Origin of the sequence: Mesorhizobium sp. M0296 (assembly GCF_040321675.1) — a bacterium.
Lineage (GTDB): Bacteria > Pseudomonadota > Alphaproteobacteria > Rhizobiales > Rhizobiaceae > Mesorhizobium.
The window spans coordinates 59,442-76,493 of record NZ_JAMYRZ010000010.1 but is presented as its reverse complement, the minus strand read 5'-3'; the positions used below and the strand labels follow the sequence as shown (position 1 = coordinate 76,493).

12 protein-coding genes are annotated in these 17,052 nt (G+C 63.9%); 9 read left to right on the top strand and 3 right to left on the bottom strand.

What is annotated here, in order from left to right; all coding sequences use genetic code 11:
- Positions 1-70 precede the first annotated feature (70 nt).
- Positions 71-334: a hypothetical protein gene (locus NKI97_RS12320; RefSeq protein ID WP_023676533.1), complete on the bottom strand. Its 264-nt coding sequence runs from the start codon at positions 332-334 to the stop codon at positions 71-73.
- Between the two features lie 155 nt (positions 335-489).
- Positions 490-2,979: a mechanosensitive ion channel family protein gene (locus NKI97_RS12315; RefSeq protein ID WP_352834301.1), complete on the bottom strand. Its 2,490-nt coding sequence runs from the start codon at positions 2,977-2,979 to the stop codon at positions 490-492.
- A 271-nt stretch (positions 2,980-3,250) separates the two neighbouring features.
- On the opposite strand from NKI97_RS12315, the gene NKI97_RS12310 reads away from it, so the two are divergent.
- Genes NKI97_RS12310 through NKI97_RS12295 form a run of 4 tightly spaced genes read left to right on the top strand, consistent with a single transcriptional unit; the run spans position 3,251 to position 8,391 of the window.
- Positions 3,251-4,510, top strand: a complete 1,260-nt coding sequence (locus NKI97_RS12310; RefSeq protein ID WP_352834524.1) for a sarcosine oxidase subunit beta — start codon at positions 3,251-3,253, stop codon at positions 4,508-4,510.
- Between the two features lie 11 nt (positions 4,511-4,521).
- Entirely contained in the window at positions 4,522-4,818 is a 297-nt protein-coding gene (locus NKI97_RS12305; protein ID WP_023676536.1) for a sarcosine oxidase subunit delta, read from the top strand.
- Positions 4,815-7,811: a sarcosine oxidase subunit alpha gene (locus NKI97_RS12300; RefSeq protein ID WP_352834298.1), complete on the top strand. Its 2,997-nt coding sequence runs from the start codon at positions 4,815-4,817 to the stop codon at positions 7,809-7,811. Before NKI97_RS12305 ends, NKI97_RS12300 begins: the two co-directional genes overlap by 4 nt.
- Positions 7,804-8,391 carry a sarcosine oxidase subunit gamma gene (locus NKI97_RS12295; protein ID WP_352834295.1) on the top strand — a complete coding sequence of 196 codons (588 nt, stop codon included), beginning with the start codon at positions 7,804-7,806 and terminating at the stop codon, positions 8,389-8,391. Before NKI97_RS12300 ends, NKI97_RS12295 begins: the two co-directional genes overlap by 8 nt.
- A gap of 19 nt (positions 8,392-8,410) precedes the next feature.
- Here NKI97_RS12295 and NKI97_RS12290 read toward each other — a convergent pair whose 3' ends face one another.
- On the bottom strand, positions 8,411-9,109 hold the full coding sequence (locus tag NKI97_RS12290) for a nitroreductase (RefSeq protein WP_352834293.1): 699 nt from the start codon (positions 9,107-9,109) through the stop codon (positions 8,411-8,413).
- Positions 9,110-9,379: 270 nt separating this feature from the next.
- On the opposite strand from NKI97_RS12290, the gene NKI97_RS12285 reads away from it, so the two are divergent.
- From NKI97_RS12285 to NKI97_RS12265, 5 genes are all read left to right on the top strand, one after another.
- Positions 9,380-9,973, top strand: a complete 594-nt coding sequence (locus NKI97_RS12285; protein ID WP_352834290.1) for a helix-turn-helix domain-containing protein — start codon at positions 9,380-9,382, stop codon at positions 9,971-9,973.
- Positions 9,974-10,050: 77 nt separating this feature from the next.
- Positions 10,051-12,504: a GcvT family protein gene (locus NKI97_RS12280; RefSeq protein ID WP_352834287.1), complete on the top strand. Its 2,454-nt coding sequence runs from the start codon at positions 10,051-10,053 to the stop codon at positions 12,502-12,504.
- Complete coding sequence (locus NKI97_RS12275; protein ID WP_352834284.1) at positions 12,501-13,400, top strand: homocysteine S-methyltransferase family protein; 900 nt, start codon at positions 12,501-12,503, stop codon at positions 13,398-13,400. Before NKI97_RS12280 ends, NKI97_RS12275 begins: the two co-directional genes overlap by 4 nt.
- Positions 13,400-14,581 carry a pyridoxal phosphate-dependent aminotransferase gene (locus NKI97_RS12270; RefSeq protein WP_352452125.1) on the top strand — a complete coding sequence of 394 codons (1,182 nt, stop codon included), beginning with the start codon at positions 13,400-13,402 and terminating at the stop codon, positions 14,579-14,581. The genes NKI97_RS12275 and NKI97_RS12270 overlap by 1 nt, the downstream gene beginning before the upstream one ends.
- Positions 14,578-17,052 carry a GcvT family protein gene (locus tag NKI97_RS12265; protein ID WP_352834281.1) on the top strand — a complete coding sequence of 825 codons (2,475 nt, stop codon included), beginning with the start codon at positions 14,578-14,580 and terminating at the stop codon, positions 17,050-17,052. The genes NKI97_RS12270 and NKI97_RS12265 overlap by 4 nt, the downstream gene beginning before the upstream one ends.

Genomic DNA, 17,052 nt, shown 5'->3' with positions numbered 1-17,052 from the left:
CATCGCCGATTACCGGAAGCAAATAAAAGGCCGGGCGTTTGCCCGGCCTTCAAAAATCATGGCGTCGACTTTACTTGATGCGCGCGACGCCGCCCGAGATCTCAATCGTCTCCGAACCGGTCAGCGCCTCGAGGTCGCCATTCGGCAAGGTAACAAAACAGCCGCTCGGGCAAAATTCCACGGTTTCGCCAGCGGCCAGCGCCAGCTCGGTCTTGCCGCCGCCTTCCGTCACGATCAGCGTGCGGGTCTCGGCGTCCTTGTTGACCGCGCTGGCGGCATGGGCCGAACCGCCCACGGCCAGAAAAGCGATGGCGGCGACGAGAGACTTCCACATTTGCAGTATCGGTGTTGCCACCGCCTCTGTTGCATTTCGCAAGGCATTCTCGCCGTTTGCAGGTGAGCTTATATGCAATGCAAGCTGAACGGCAACTGAATGCCGCATTCATGCCGCAATTGGTTTCCGAAGGCTTGAAGGCAAGCTCCAAACAGCTAGTCAGGATCGGGCTTCCGCACCTTGCGTCCCGACTTGGCGAGACGTTTCGCCTCGACCGCCGCTAGGGCTTTTGCTTGTTCCCGCTCGGCGAATTCGACTTCGATCTTGTCGTCGTCGATCGGCCACGCCTCGTGCTTTTTGGTCTCGACGACGGCGCGCGGTGTCGACGGAATTTCGATATGCTGGTCGGCGAACACATCGAAGATGGCAAAGCGGATGTCGTTCTGGACGATATTGCCACTAAGAACGTCTGCCAGGAATACGCGGATCTCGAATTCGAGCGCGGCCGGGCCGAAATTGGAAAACAGCACGAAGGGTTCGGGGTTTTTCAGCACCAGCGGATGACTGCGCGCGATCTCCAACAGGACGCCATGCACGTGCTTGATGTCGCTGCCATAGGCAACGCCGACCTTGATGTCGATGCGGCCGAGCTTGTTGCGGTGCGTCCAGTTGCCGACCGCATTGTTGATCAGGTTTGAATTGGGCAGGATCACCGATTGCCGCTGGAACGTTTCGATCTCGGTGGCGCGTACACTGATCTTCTTGACCGTGCCGCTGATGTCGCCGGCGACGATCCAATCGCCGACCTTGAACGGCCGCTCGGCCAACAGGATCAGGCCCGAGACGAAGTTGGAGACGACATTCTGCAGGCCAAAGCCGATGCCGAGAGACAGGGCGCCTGCGACCAACGCGAGATTGGAGAGGTCGATACCGGCCGCCGAGATGCCGACCAGTGCCGCGACCGCGACGCCGGCATAGCCGACCGCCAGCCGGATCGAATTGCGCACACCGGTGTCGACCCGGCCGCGCGCCATCACCGAACCGTCGAGCCAGCCCTGGAACCAGCGCGTCAGGAAATAGCCCATGATGAAGACGACGACGCCGGTGAGGATGCCGGTGACCGAGATCGTCACCGAGCCTATGGTGAGGCCCGTCGCCAACTTGTAGGCCCAGGCCTGGATGTCGCCGGGCTGGAAGCCCCACATCAACAGGATCAGCGGCAGGAACACCAGCACGATCATGATGTTGATGGCGGCGCTGACGACAAGCCCTAGCTGGTCGAGCGCGGTCTCTTCGTAGCTTGAATTGGCCGCTAGCCAGCGCCCGATCGAAGTGTTGGCGAAACCACCTTCCTCGCCGATCGCTCGCGCCGACAGGAAGCCGATATAGGCGGTGACCAGGATGGTGCCGGTGACCACGACCTGCAGCGAGACGAAAATTGCAAGGCCGATATAGCCAAGCAGTGCCGATGCGATGGTGAATAGGCCTAGCACGACGGCGGTGTAGCGCAGCCACGCCGGCCACGGGCGCCAGCTTCCATCGGGGGCCTTGAACGGCTTCAGCAGGCCCATAAGGATCAGGATGATGCCGACGACGATGGTGGCGATGAAGCTTCTGGCGATGGTCAGCGACAGTGGCGAGCCCATCTTGTCGTTGACGACAGACAGGAAGTTGTTGCTGCCGATGACGACAGCCATGGCGGTCGTCAGCCGCACCAGCCAGCGCGCCGGGCCGGTTTCGACCGGGATCAAACGCCAGTTCGGCAGTCGGGGCTCGAGCGCTGCGTTGGTCAGGCGGTTGACGCAGAACACCACCGCGATAACGGCAACCAGCGAATTCAGGAAGATGCCGATGTCACCGCGTAAAACATTGTAATAATCGAAGAAGAAGATCGTCGAGACAAGGAAGGCGCCGACCGCCAGCGTCGGCAGCAACGTCGACCAGAACGCCACCGACAGGCGGCTGAGATAGGAGGGGTCCTCGACGGAGGGATCCGCTTCGAAGACGCGGCCGAACAGGCGTCGGCCGCCGATAAAAAGCACTGCAGCGAATGCGAGCGCCATCAAAGTCGCGGCAAGAATGGCCTGGAACTTGAACTTGAAGGCGAAACTCAGCCAGGACGAGACCGCCTTATAGAAGCCGGAAAACTCAGCGTTGGCGTCGGAAAAGACTTCGGGGCTAAGCGCATCGGACAGCACGTAGCGCTTAGTAAGCACATTGCGGAACAGCTCGCTGCGCATGTTGCCGATCTTCTCGATCAGCCCACTGATGCGGATCGACAGGTTCTGCGCGCTGGCAATAACGGCGTTGATCTCGGCTTTTTCGGAAGCCAAGGCCTGGCGTTCACCGGTTACGATGTCTGGCTCGGCCGGCTGGCCCGCGGCCGGCGGAGGTCCCAGCATCTCAATCCGATCGTTGATATCGCCGAGACGCGATCGGAACGCTAGCGCGCTGGTGAGCGCCGCCCGCGACAGATCCTCCAATTGCAGACGGATTTCCACCAGGGTGGCATCGTCTTGGCCGTCCTGCTGTATCTTCTTCTCGAGATCGTCGGTTTTGGCCGTCAGACTCTGGATGACCTTCTGCTGGTCTGCGATCAACCCGGCGGCGCCCTGCCCGAGTGCCTGCGCCATAGCAACGAGCGACGGCGGCGCCGAGACAACAAGCGCAAGAATCAAGACCAGGCGGAATAAACGAAAGAACATGATTTTTCTGGCGACTCGCGGGCGGCATCGGCAGTTTTGAAGCACGTCCTTGATAAAGAGGCTCATATCACGGGGCAAGTCATCCCAGGCGTCTCGTTTTTCGAAGTCCCGCCAATCGAAGTCGGCCAATCCAGTCGAAGTCGGCCAATCCAGTCGAAGTCGGCCAATCCAGTCGAAGTCGGGGAGTCGAAAAGCGATGGCGCAATCTTGGCTTTGCGTTGGCGGCCTGCTCTATAGTCTGCCGCAAAGCCTGAAATGGATGACAATAAGAATGGCGGAATATTCGGCCTTTTCGCTTCTCAAGAACGCGCTGACCGGAAACAAGGACTGGAAGCCGGCCTGGCGCAAGCCCGACCCGAAGGCGTCCTACGACGTGATCGTCATCGGCGGCGGCGGCCATGGCCTGTCGACCGCTTACTATCTCGCCAAGGAGCACGGCATCACCAATGTCGCGGTGCTGGAGAAGGGCTGGCTCGGTTCCGGCAATGTCGGCCGCAACACCACGGCGGTCCGTTCCAACTATCTCCTGCCGGCCAACACGCGCTTTTACGAGCATTCGATGAAGCTGTGGGAGAACCTGGCCCATGACCTCAACTACAACGTCATGTTCTCGCAGCGCGGCTGCCTGAACCTCGCCCACACACCTGCTCAGCTCGACGACTATGCCCGGCGCGGAAACGCCATGCGCCATCTCGGCGTTGACGCCGAACTGATGACCACGGCCGAAATCGCGCGCCTGGTGCCGGCGCTCGACGTCTCAGCCACCGCGCGTTTCCCGATCGTCGGTGGCCTGACGCAGCGGCGCGCCGGCACCGCCCGCCACGACGCCGTCGCCTGGGGCTATGCGCGCGGCGCAGATCGCCGCGGCGTCGACATCATCGAAAATTGCGAGGTCACCGGCTTCCTGCGCGACGGCGACCGCATCACCGGCGTCACGACAACGCGCGGCGAAATCCGCGCAAAAAAGGTAGCGGTCGCGGTTGCCGGCAGCACCGGGCGGGTCATGCGGCTTGCCGGCATCGAGACGATGCCGATCGAGAGCCATGTGCTGCAGGCCTTCGTCACGGAATCGCTAAAACCGTTCATCGATACGGTCCTGACCTTCGGCATGGGCCATTTCTATATGTCGCAATCGGACAAGGGCGGCCTTGTCTATGGCGGCGATCTCGACGGCTACAACAGCTACGCCCAACGCGGCAGCCTGCCGATCGTCGATGAGGTGATGAGCGAGATGCTGGCGCTGTTCCCTGGGCTGGCCCGTGTCCGCATGCTGCGCTCATGGGGCGGCGTCTGCGACATGTCGATGGACGGCTCGCCAATCATCACCACCGGTCCGCTGCCGGGCATGTATCTCAACTGCGGCTGGTGCTATGGCGGCTTCAAGGCGACGCCGGCTTCTGGCTGGTGCTTTGCCTGGACCATTGCCAAGGACGAGCCGCACGGTCTCAACGCGGCCTTCACGCTCGACCGCTTCTACCGTGGCCTGGTGATCGACGACAAGGGTCAGGGCGCCACGCCCCGGCTGCATTAGGTTAGAGATCCATGCTCATCACCTGCCCCTATTGCGGCCCGCGCGACGTGATCGAATTCACCTATCAGGGCGACGGCAATCGCCAGCGCCCACAGCCCGCCTCGCAGAACCTCGACGCCTGGAACGCCTATGTCTACGACCGGCTTAATCCAGCCGGCGACCACAATGAGATCTGGCAGCATTCCGGCGGCTGCCGCGCCCATCTCAGGGTCGTGCGCAACACGCTGACGCACGAGATCTCCAGCACCGCGTTCGCGCGCGGCGACCACAACTCGGTTGCGCGGCACCGGGCCGAGGACAAGCCATGAGCCCGCGCCGTACAGAGGCCGGGGGCCGCATCGACCGGCTGCGGACCATCCGTTTCACCTTCGACGGCGCGCCTTATACCGGCCATGCCGGCGACACGCTGGCTTCGGCGCTGCTGGCCAACGGCGTCACCCTGTTTGGGCGTTCGTTCAAATATCACCGCCCGCGCGGCGTGCTGACCGCCAGCGTCGAGGAACCGAACGCGCTGGTCACAGTGTTGAGGGGCGAGGTTCGCGAGCCGAACATCCCCGCCACAATGGTCGAGATTTATGACGGGCTGGCCGCAATCAGCCAGAACCGCTTCCCTTCGCTTGCCTGGGACGTCAGTGCCGTGAACCAGCTCGGCGGCAAGCTTTTGTCGGCCGGCTTCTACTACAAGACCTTCATGGGACCGGTGATCGGTCCGCTGAAGGGCACTCGCTTCTGGATGTTCTGTGAGCATTTCATCCGCCGTGCCGCCGGCCTGGGCAAGGCAGGCACGGCTCCCGATACGGCGCGCTACGAACGCATGAACGCGTTTTGCGATGTGCTGGTAGTCGGCTCCGGCCCGGCGGGGCTGATGGCCGCCAGGGCGGCTGCCGATCAGGGTGCACGCGTCATCCTGGCCGAGCTCGAGCCGCATTTCGGCGGCTCGGCCAATTGGTCGGGCGAGACGATCGATGGCATGCCGGCCGCCGACTGGACAGCGCGCGCCGCTGGCCAGCTCGAAGGCCGTGACAATGTCCGCCTGCTGCCGCGCACCACCGTCTGGGGCTATTATGACGGCAACACGCTTGCCGCGCTCGAACGTGTCACCGACCACAAGGAAACGCCCGGCAAGGGCGAATCGCGCCATCGCTACTGGACAATCCGCGCCAAGTCTGTGGTGCTGGCCACCGGATCCCTGGAGCGTCCGCTGGTCTTTCCAGGCAATGATCGGCCAGGCGTAATGCTGGCGCATGCTGCCGAGCGTTATGCCATTGAATATGGCGTGCTGCCCGGCGACAGGATCGGGCTGTTCACCAACAATGACAGCGCCTATCGCGCGGCCCTGGCGCTGAAGCAGGCCGGCGCCGTGGTCGTCGCCATCATCGACGTGCGCCCTGAGCTTTCGAGCGAAATGCGCAAGCTGGCCGGCGAGACCGAGGCCGAGATCCTTTCTGGCCACGCGGTGATCGCCACCGAGGGCGGCAAGGCGCTTTCTGGCTTCAAGGTGCAGCGCTTCGACATGGTCAACGGCGCGCTTTCCGGCGATGCGCGCAGCATCCACGCCGATTGCCTATTGATGTCGGGCGGCTGGTCGCCGACCATTCATCTGGCCAGCCAGGCCGGCGCGAGAGCGGAATGGAACGAAGCATTGCAAGCGTTCCTGCCGCCCAAGCCGACGACGCGGCAATGGATCGGCGCCGGCGCCTTCACCGGCAGTTTCTCCACCGCCGAGGCGATCGCCGAAGGTCGCGCCGCCGGTCTTTCCGCTGCGGGCGCAACCGCCACGCCGGCGGCCTTGCCTGCCGTCGAAGCAGCACCTGGCGATCCCGATCCGGCGCCGGTGTTCGAGATCACGGCCCAGGGAAAGAGTTTCGTCGATTTCCAGCATGACGTGACTGCGGATGACGTGCGGCTGGCGCATCGCGAAGGCTTCGTCTCGGTCGAGCATCTGAAGCGCTACACCACGCTCGGCATGGCAACCGACCAGGGCAAGAGCTCCAACATACCCGGCCTGGCCATCATGGCCGAGGCGCTGGGCAAGCCGATCCCGCAGGTCGGCACGACGCGTTTTCGCCCGCCCTTTTCGGCGGTGTCGATCGGCTCGCTAGCCGCCGAACGCTTCGGCGATCTGAAGCCCGAGCGGCTGACGCCGATGCATGACTGGCACGTCGCCAATGGCGCCACCATGTATTCCGCCGGCCTGTGGTATCGGCCGATGATCTACGGCCATCCCGGCGAGACGATCGAGCAGGCCTATGTGCGCGAAGCGAGAGCCACGCGCGAGAGCGCCGGCATCGTCGATGTCTCGACATTGGGCAAGATCGCGGTGCAAGGCCCCGACGCGGCGGAATTCCTCGACCGCGTATACACCAACATGTTTTCGACGCTGGCCGTCGGCAAGGCGCGCTACGGGCTGATGCTGCGCGAGGACGGTCTCGCCTTCGACGACGGCACCACGTGGCGGCTCGGCGAGCAGGATTTCCTGATGACCACCACCACCGCCAATGCCGGCAAGGTGATGCAGCATCTGGAGTATTTCCTCGACGTGATCTGGCCGGCGCTGAAGGTCCACGTCACCTCGGTGACCGACCAATGGGCCGGTGCCGCCATCGGTGGGCCGAAGGCAAGGCAGATACTGGCTGCTTGCGTCAGCGGCACCGCCGTCGACAATGCCGCCCTGCCCTTCATGGGCATCGTCCACGGCGAAATCGCCGGCGTGCCGGTGATGATCTGCCGGCTGTCCTTCTCCGGCGAAATGGCCTTCGAGGTCTATTCCGGCGCCGGCTACGGCACCCATGTCTGGGAGGCGCTGATCGAAGCCGGCAAGCCGTTCGGGCTGGTGACCTACGGGCTGGAGGCGCTGGGCACCATGCGCATCGAGAAAGGCCACGTCACCGGTGCCGAGATCGACGGCCGTACCACGGCACGCGACCTGCATCTCGACTGGATGCTGTCGAAGAAGAAGCCGTTCATCGGTTCGGCGATGATGGATCGCGAGGGGCTGATCGCCCCCGACCGCCTGGAACTCGTCGGTATTGTTTCGCTCGACAACCAGCCGCTCAATGGCGGCGCACACATCGTCGAGGAGCTTGACGAAGCCAATCCGCACGGCTCGCTTGGCCACATCACCGCCTGCTGCTATTCGCCAGCGCTCGGCAAATATATCGCGCTTGCCCTGGTCAAGGGCGGCAAGGCGCGGCGCGGCTCGCGTGCCTACGTTTCCGACCCGTTGCGCAACCGGTTCGGGCCGGTCGAGATCGTCTCCAACCATTTCTTCGATCCGGACGGGAGCCGCATGCATGGTTGAGCGCCAATCCCCGCTTGAGCCGGTGCTGCATCCAGGCTCGCATGGCAATTTCGAGCACGGTGTCGAAATCATCCTCTCCGAAACCAGGCCGGGTTCGATCGTGCAGCTCGCCGCCTGGCCCGGCGAGGAGAAGAAGTTGATGGCCGGCATCCATGCGGTCACCGGCCTGGCTTTGCCCGACGGCGCCGGTGGCGGTGTGACGAACGGCGCCAGGTCGGTGTTCGGCTTTGCGCCGGGAAAGTTCACTGTGGTCGATGAAGCCGAGCGATTGGCGCCGGCCTTTGCCAGTGTCGTCACTTCGGCCATCGGTACGGTGACCGACCTTTCGCACGGCCGCACCGCGATCCGTATCGCCGGGCCGAAGGCCGAGTGGGTGCTGGCGAAATTCTTCGCCATCGACTTCGCGCTGCCGGCCTTCCCGATCGGCGCCGGCCGCTCGACCATGCATCACGACATCTTCGCGCAAATCCAGCGCACCGGCGCCGATCAGTTCGACATCTATGTGTTCCGCTCGTTTGCCCGCTCGTTCTGGAAAGCGCTCTGCCATGCGAGCGAGGAAGTCGGCTACGAAGTGCAGTAGAGCCGGACGGCGCTTCACGTCACTCCGCGAACGTCACCCACTCTTCCAGCGGCGCGCGGTCGGTGCGGAAGGCATTTTCGGGCTTGGACGTATCCTCATGGCCGAGCGCCATGCCGCAGACGACGATCTCCTCGTCGGGAATGTTGAGCACCGGCCTGATCTGCCGGTGATAGGGCGCGAAGGCGGCTTGCGGACAGGTGTGCAGGCCCCTGCCCCGCGCGGCGACCATGATGTTTTGCAGGAACATGCCGTAGTCGATCCACGACCCCTTGTTCAGCCGCCGGTCGACGGTAAAGATCATGCCGACCGGGGCGTCGAAGAAGACGAAGTTGCGGTCGTGCTGCGCACGCATCCTGTCGACCTCGCGCCGGCCGATGCCGAGCACGCCGTAGAGGCCGAAGCCGTTGGCCCGCCGTCGCGTCAGATAGGGTTCGAAGAACTGGTCGGGATAGTAGCGGTACTCGTCCCACTCGACCTTTTCGGCGCGGATGCCCGAGCTGAGGATGGCGTCGGTGATGCGCTGCTTGACCTCGCCCTTGGTCACATAGACCTTCCAGGGTTGCATATTGGTGCCTGAGGGCGCGCGCGCGGAAACGGCGAGAATATCGCGGATGGTCTCGTCGTCGACCATATCGGGCAAGAAGGCGCGTACCGACCGCCGCGAGGTGATCGCGTCATCGACGATCGCCGCCGCAATCCGGGAGTTGTTTTCCAGCATGGGCCGTCCTTTTGCGTATGATCCCGAACCCGATTTTCCGGAAGGATCATGCGCCGACTAGAAGTGATGGAGCATCCTTGCGCGTCTTTTTGAACGCCCGATAGCCTACCCGCCTCGACCGGACGCCCCGCTCGCCGCTCGTGCGCCGAGCCTTTGCCCGAACCGTCAAAATGGCGCAAGTAAATCTTGTGGTTGCGTGAAAATCCTCTTGATTTTTTCATGAATCCGCCATCAAATGAAATTTGCTGGGAATTTTTCACCGAGACAGGGATGGCTTTGCCCTCAACCGCCGCCAGATCGGAACAGGACAGCGGCGAACGGCTGCTGGCCGGCGACATCCGCGCGTTGCGCAAGGCGCGCGGCCTGACGCTTGCTGAAATCGCACTGAAGCTCGGCCGTTCCGTCGGCTGGGTCAGCCAGGTCGAGCGCGGTCTGTCGGTCCCGTCGCTCGGCGATCTCAGGGCCTTCGCCGAATTGTTCGGCGTGCCGGTCAGCCTGTTCTTCAGCCATGACGTGCCTGTCGAGACCGAACGCGGCGTGGTCGTGCGCGCCGGCAGCCGGCGCACACTTGGCACAAGCGATTCTGGCCTGGTGGAGGAGCTTCTGTCGCCCGATCTCGGCGGTAGCTTCGAGATGCTGCGTTCGGTCTTCGCTCCGGGTGCCGAGATGAAGGCCGAGGCGCGCCGGCCGACCGAGGAAGCCGGCTACGTCGCTTCGGGCAGCTTCGACATCGAAATTGCTGGCATCTGGCACCGGCTTGGCGAAGGCGACTCCTTCCGCTTCGACGGCAAGCCGTTCCGCTGGCGCAATCCTGGAGCCGAGCCGGCTGTCGTCATCTGGGTGGTTTCGCCGCCCGTCTATTGAACGAATGCATGTCGCCCAAAAGTGCGTGGCGGTTTTGGGACAACGACATGCATCAAAACAAATAGTCGGAGAAGAACATGGCCGGTTTGCCGACCACGGCACGCGTTGTGATCATCGGAGGTGGTGCCGTCGGCGCCTCCTCGCTCTACCATCTCGCCAAGGCGGGCTGGACCGACTGCGTGCTTCTGGAGAAGAACGAGCTGACCTCCGGCTCGACCTGGCATGCCGCCGGCAACGTGCCGACTTTCTCCTCGTCATGGTCGCTGATGAACATGCAGCGTTATTCGACCGAGCTCTATCGCCGGCTGGCCGACGAGGTCCGCTATCCCATGAACTACCACGTCACCGGCTCGCTCAGGCTGGCCCATAGCGCGGAGCGCATGCAGGAATTCCAGCGCGCCAAGGGCATGGGCCGCTACCAGAGCATGGATATCGACGTGGTCGGGCTCGACGAGATCAAGCGCCGTTACCCCTTCATCGAGACGCATGAGCTGAAAGGCGCGCTCTACGATCCGAATGATGGCGATATCGACCCCGCGCAGTTGACCCAGGCACTGGCCAAGGGCGCGCGCGACATGGGCGCGAAGATCATCCGCTTCTGTCCGGTCACCGGCGTGAGCCGAGACAATCACGAGTGGGTGGTCGAGACGGCGCAAGGCGAGATCCGCTGCGAGATCGTCGTCAACGCCGCCGGCTACCGCGCCGCCGAAGTCGGCAGGATGTTCGGCCGCGAGGTGCCAATGATGGTGATGAGCCATCAATATATCCTGTTCGAGGAAATCCCCGAACTGGCGGCGTGGTCGAAGGAACAGGGCAAGAAGCTGCCGCTGCTGCGCGACGTCGATACGTCCTATTATCTGCGCCAGGAAAAGAACGGCATGAATCTCGGCCCCTATGAGCGCAATTGCCGCGCCCACTGGGTCGGCCACAACGACCCGATGCCCGACGACTTTTCCTTCCAGCTGTTTCCCGACGATCTCGATCGGCTAGAACATTACCTGGCCGATGCTGTCGCCCGCGTGCCGATCCTCGGCACCGCCGGCCTGTCCAAGGTCATCAACGGGCCGATCCCCTATGCGCCGGACGGCAACCCTCTGATCGGGCCGATGCCCGGCGTGCCCAACGCCTTCGAGGCCTGCGTCTTCACCTTCGGCATCGCCCAGGGCGGCGGCGCCGGCAAGGTGCTGGCCGAGTGGGTGACCGAAGGCCAGACCGAATGGGACATGTGGTCCTGCGATCCACGCCGTTTCACCGCCTTTGCCTCGGCCCCGGATTATTGCGTCGCCAAGGGCATGGAGATCTACGGCAACGAATATGCCATCCAGTTCCCGCGCCATGCCTGGCCGGCCGGGCGCGACCGCAAGCTGTCGCCGCTCCACGACCGCATCAAGGCACTCGGCGCCCGGTTCGACGCCTATAATGGCTGGGAACGCGCCACCTGGTATGCGAAGCCAGGCGACGACATCTCCGAAGAATCCATGCTGACCTTCCGCCGCGACGGACCGTGGCAACATCGTGTGCGCGAGGAATGCCTCGCCGTCCGCGATGCCGCCGGCATTCTGGACCTGCCGGGGTTTTCCCGTTTCAATCTCGACGGTCCGGGTGCCGCCGAATGGCTGAGCCTCCAGGTGACAGGCCTGGTGCCGAAACCTGGCCGCATCGGCCTCGTCTATTTTGCCGACGACAAGGGCCGCATCGTCACCGAAATGTCGGTGGTCCGCCACGACGAGAACCTGATGACGCTGATCACCGCCGCTGTGGCTCAGTGGCATGATTTCGAATGGCTGAAATCGCGCATCCCAAAGGACGCCACATTCAAGCTGGTCGACCGGACGGAGGAATACTCCACCCAGATCCTCGCCGGCCCCAACTCGCGAAAAATCCTCGCCGAACTCTGCGCGGCCGACCTCACCCTGCCCTGGCTGACGCATCAGGAAACCAGTATCGCCGGACGTTGGGCAAAGCTGGTGCGCGTGTCCTTCGCGGGCGAGCTCGGCTGGGAAATCCACAGCAAGGTCGACGATACCGCAGCCATCTTCGACGCCGTCTGGGCGGCTGGGAGGAGGCATAGACTAAAACCGTTCGGCATGTACGCGCTGGATTCGCTCCGGCTCGAAAAAGGTTACCGCACCTGGAAGGGTGACCTGTCGACCGACTATTCGATCCTGCAGGGCGGGCTGGAGCGCTTCGTCAGATGGGATAAGCCCGACTTCCGCGGCAAGGCGGCGCTGCAGAACGAGAAGCAGCAGGGCATCAAGAAGCGCTTCGTCACGCTGGTCGTCGAAAACCCCGGCGATTGCGACGCGCCCACCATGTCGACGCTTTGGCATGACGGCGGGATCGTCGGCGAGACGACGTCCGGCGGCTGGGGTCATCGCATCGACAAGTCGATCGCGCTCGGCATGCTGCGCGCCGACCTCACCGAGCCGGGAACCGCGGTCGAGGTCGAGATCTTCGGCGAACGCTTCAGGGCGGTCGTGCAGAAGGATGAGCCGTTATGGGATCCAAAGAACGAGAGGCTCAGAGCATGAAGAAAGTCATCCTCACCGATGGCGGCATGGGCCAAGAGCTGGTCCGCCGTAGCAGTTCCGAGCCGACGCCGCTGTGGTCGGCCAGGGTGCTGATCGACGAACCGGATCTGGTGCGCGACCTGCATGCGGAATTCATCCGCGCCGGCGCCCGCGTCATCACCATCAACACCTATTCAGCCACGCCGGAGCGGCTGGCACGCGAAGGCGCGCAAGAGCTGTTCAAGCCGCTGCAGAAGCGCGGCATCGAACTGGCAAGGCAAGCCCGCGACCAGGCCGGCGACGCGGCGATCGCCGGCTGCCTGTCGCCGCTGTTCGGCAGCTATGCGCCGGCGCTGACGATATCCTTTCAGGATACGCTCGACATCTATCGCCGTATCGTTGCCGAGCAGGCGGACGGCGTCGATCTGTTTCTGTGCGAAACCATGGCGTCGGCCGAAGAGGCGCGCGCCGCCGTCACCGCGGCGTCGGAAAGCGGCAAGCCCGTATGGGTGTCGTGGACGCTTGCCGACCACGGCACGCCGCGCCTGCGCAGCGGCGAAGCCATTGCGGCGGCGTCGGGCGCTCTTGCCGGCCTGCCCGTCGCGGCCCGGCTGATCAATTGCTGCCGGCCCGAAGCGATCGCTGCAGCGCTGCCCGAACTGATCGCTCTCGGCGGTCCGGTCGGCGCTTATGCCAACGGCTTCACCTCGATTGAGGCGCTCAAGCATGGCGGTACGGTGGAAGTGCTGCACGCCCGCCACGACCTCGATCCGGATGCCTATGCCGGCCAGGCGGTCGATTGGGTCGAGGCCGGCGCCGGCATCGTCGGCGGCTGCTGCGAAGTCGGACCGGCCCACATCGCCGCGCTGCGCGACCGGCTCGAACAGGCCGGTTATGAAATTTCGGGAGCAGCATAATGCCCAGACCATCTTCGCGCATTTCCGGCATCGTGCCTTCGGGCAAGGATGGCTGGGAGGTTCATTCCGCTGCCTGGGCGCGCAAGCAGGCCGGCGAGGACATCATCATGCTGTCGGTCGGCGACCATGATTTCGACACGCCGAGCGAGACGATCGAAGCCTGCGTGACGGCGGTTCGCGCCAGCAATCACCACTACACCCCGCTTGCCGGCGTTTCGCGCCTGCGCAAGGCGATGGCGGCGGCCTCGACGCGGTGCACCGGGGTTGCGACAAATCCCGACCAGGTCATCGCCACCCCGGGCGGGCAGGCCGCGCTTTACGCGGCCATACAAGCGGTTCTCGACCAGGGCGACCATGCCATCGTCGTCGCGCCCTATTACGCCACCTATCCCAACACCTTCAGTGCGGCGGGCGCCGAGTTCAGCGTCGTCGAGACCCCCGCCGAGGATGGCTTTCAGCCGCGCGCCGCCGATATCCGCGCTGCCCTTCGGCCGAACACCCGCGCCATCCTGATCAACACGCCCAACAATCCCACGGGCGCCGTCTATTCGCGCGAGCGCCTGGAAGAGCTGGCGCAGATCTGCCGCGAACATGACCTCTGGCTGCTGTCGGACGAGGTCTACTGGACGCTGGGCGGCGGCGAGCACGTCTCACCACGCTCGCTGCCCTGCATGGCGGAACGCACGCTGGTCATCAATTCGATGTCCAAGAGCCACGGCATGACCGGCTGGCGCATGGGCTGGCTGACCGGGCCGGAATCAATGGTCTCGCTGTTGACCGACCTCAATCTGGTGATGACCTACGGCCTGCCGGCCTTCATCAGCCTCGCCTGCGCCGAGGCGCTCGAAAATGGCTACGGCGTCAAGGAAATCGCCGAGCGCTACGCCGCGAGGCGCACCGTCGTCCTCGATGCCATGCGCGGTATGAACAACATCACCGTGCGCGGCTCCGAAGGCGGCATGTACGTCATGCTCGACATATCGGCGATCGAGCCGGACGACGAAAAATTCGCCTGGGCCTTCCTCGACCAGGAAAATGTCGGCGTCATGCCCGGCTCAAGCTTCGGCGAGGCCGCCGCCGGCCACATCCGCTTCAGCCTCTGCCAGCCTGAGCCGGTACTGATGGAGGCTGCCACGCGCCTGCGCCGCTTCGCCTCCAGCTATGGTCGCGAGGCCGCATGAACGCCTCGCCCACCAAAACCATTCCGACCAAGGCCATTCCTCCCAAAGCGAGGGCGGTCATCATCGGTGGCGGCGTCTCCGGCTGCTCGGTCGCCTATCATCTGGCCAAGCTCGGCTGGACCGATATCGTGCTGCTCGAGCGCAAGCAGCTGACGTCGGGCACGACATGGCACGCCGCCGGCCTGATCGGCCAGCTGCGCGGCTCGCAGAACATGACGCGGCTGGCGAAGTACTCGGCCGACCTCTACGTCAAGCTGGAGGCCGAGACCGATGTCGGCACCGGCATGCGCCAGGTCGGCTCGATCACGGTGGCGCTGACCGAGGAGCGCAAGCACGAGATCTATCGGCAGGCATCTCTCGCCCGCGCCTTCGATATCGACGTGCGCGAGATTTCGCCCAACGAAGTCAAGCAGATGTACCCGCATCTCAATGTTTCCGATGTGGTCGGCGCCGTGCATCTGCCGCTCGACGGTCAGTGCGACCCGGCCAATATCGCCATGGCGTTGGCCAAGGGCGCGCGCCAGCGCGGTGCGACGATCGTCGAGAACGTCAAGGTGACCAAGGTGCATACCAGGGCCGGCCGCGTCACCGGCGTTTCCTGGGCGCAGGGCGACGAGCAAGGCCTGATCGAGGCCGATATCGTCGTCAACTGCGCCGGCATGTGGGCACGCGAACTTGGCGCCCGGAACGGCGTCACCATCCCGTTGCACGCCTGCGAACATTTCTATCTCGTCACGGAACCGATCCCCGGGCTTTCCCGCTTGCCGGTGCTGCGCGTGCCGGACGAGTGCGCCTACTACAAGGAAGATGCCGGCAAGATGATGCTCGGCGCTTTCGAGCCGGTGGCCAAGCCCTGGGGCATGAACGGCATAAGCGAGGATTTCTGCTTCGACCAGTTGCCGCAGGACATGGACCATTTCGAGCCGATCCTGGAAATGGGCGTCAACCGCATGCCGATGCTGGCCACCGCCGGCATCCACACCTTCTTCAACGGCCCCGAGAGTTTTACCCCCGACGACCGCTATTATCTCGGCGAGGCGCCGGAGCTTTCCGGCTATTGGATGGCGACCGGCTACAATTCGATCGGCATCGTCTCCTCCGGCGGCGCCGGCATGGCGCTGGCGCAATGGATCAATGACGGCGAGGCGCCCTTCGACCTCTGGGAGGTCGACATCCGCCGCGCCCAGCCGTTCCAGAAGAACCGCCGCTATCTCAAGGAGCGCGTCTCCGAAACGCTCGGCCTGCTCTACGCCGATCATTTCCCCTACCGGCAGATGGCGACCTCGCGGAACATAAGGCGCTCGCCGCTGCACGAACATCTGAAGGCAAGCGGCGCGGTGTTCGGCGAGGTCGCCGGTTGGGAGCGCGCGAACTGGTTCGCTAGGCCCGGCCAGGAGCGCGAATACCGCTATTCCTGGAAGCGGCAGAACTGGTTCGACAACCAGCGCGAGGAACATCTTGCGATCAGGAACGGCGTCGGCCTGTTCGACATGACTTCGTTCGGCAAGATCCGTGTCGAAGGCCGCGATGCCTGCGCCTTCCTGCAAAGGCTCTGCGCCAACGACGTGGACGTGGCGCCGGGCAAGATCGTCTACACCCAGATGCTCAACCAGCGCGGCGGCATCGAGAGCGACCTCACCGTCTCGCGACTGTCCGAAACCGCCTTCTTCCTCGTCGTGCCCGGCGCCACGCTGCAACGCGACCTGGCCTGGCTGAGAAAACATCTTGCCGACGAGTTCGTCGTCATCACCGATGTGACCGCTGCCGAAGCGGTGCTTTGCCTGATGGGCCCGGATTCGAGGAAGCTGATCCAAAAGGTCAGCCCGAATGATTTCTCTAATAACAACAATCCGTTCGGCACGTTTCAGGAGATCGAGATCGGCATGGGCCTGGCCCGCGCTCACCGCGTCACCTATGTCGGCGAACTCGGCTGGGAGCTTTATGTCTCGACCGACCAGGCTGCCCATGTCTTCGACGCGATCGCGGAGGCAGGCACCGATGTCGGGCTAAAACTATGCGGCCTGCACACGCTGGATTCCTGCCGCATCGAGAAGGCGTTCCGGCATTTCGGCCACGACATCAACGACGAGGACAATGTGCTGGAGGCCGGCCTTGGCTTCGCAGTGAAGACGGCCAAGGGCGATTTTCTTGGCCGCGATGCCGTGCTGAGGAAGAAAGAAAGCGGATTGAACCGGCGGCTGGTGCAGTTCCGCCTGAACGACCCCGAGCCCCTGCTCTTCCACAATGAGGCGATCCTGCGCGACGGCACGATCGTCGGCCCGATCACCTCGGGCAATTACGGCCATCATCTCGGCGGTGCGATCGGGCTTGGTTACGTGCCTTGCAAGGGCGAGAGCGAGGCGGATGTCCTGTCGTCGTCCTACGAGATCGAGATCGCCGGCGAGCGCTTTGCCGCCGAGGCCTCGCTCAAGCCGATGTACGATCCGAAGTCGGAACGGGTGCGGATGTAG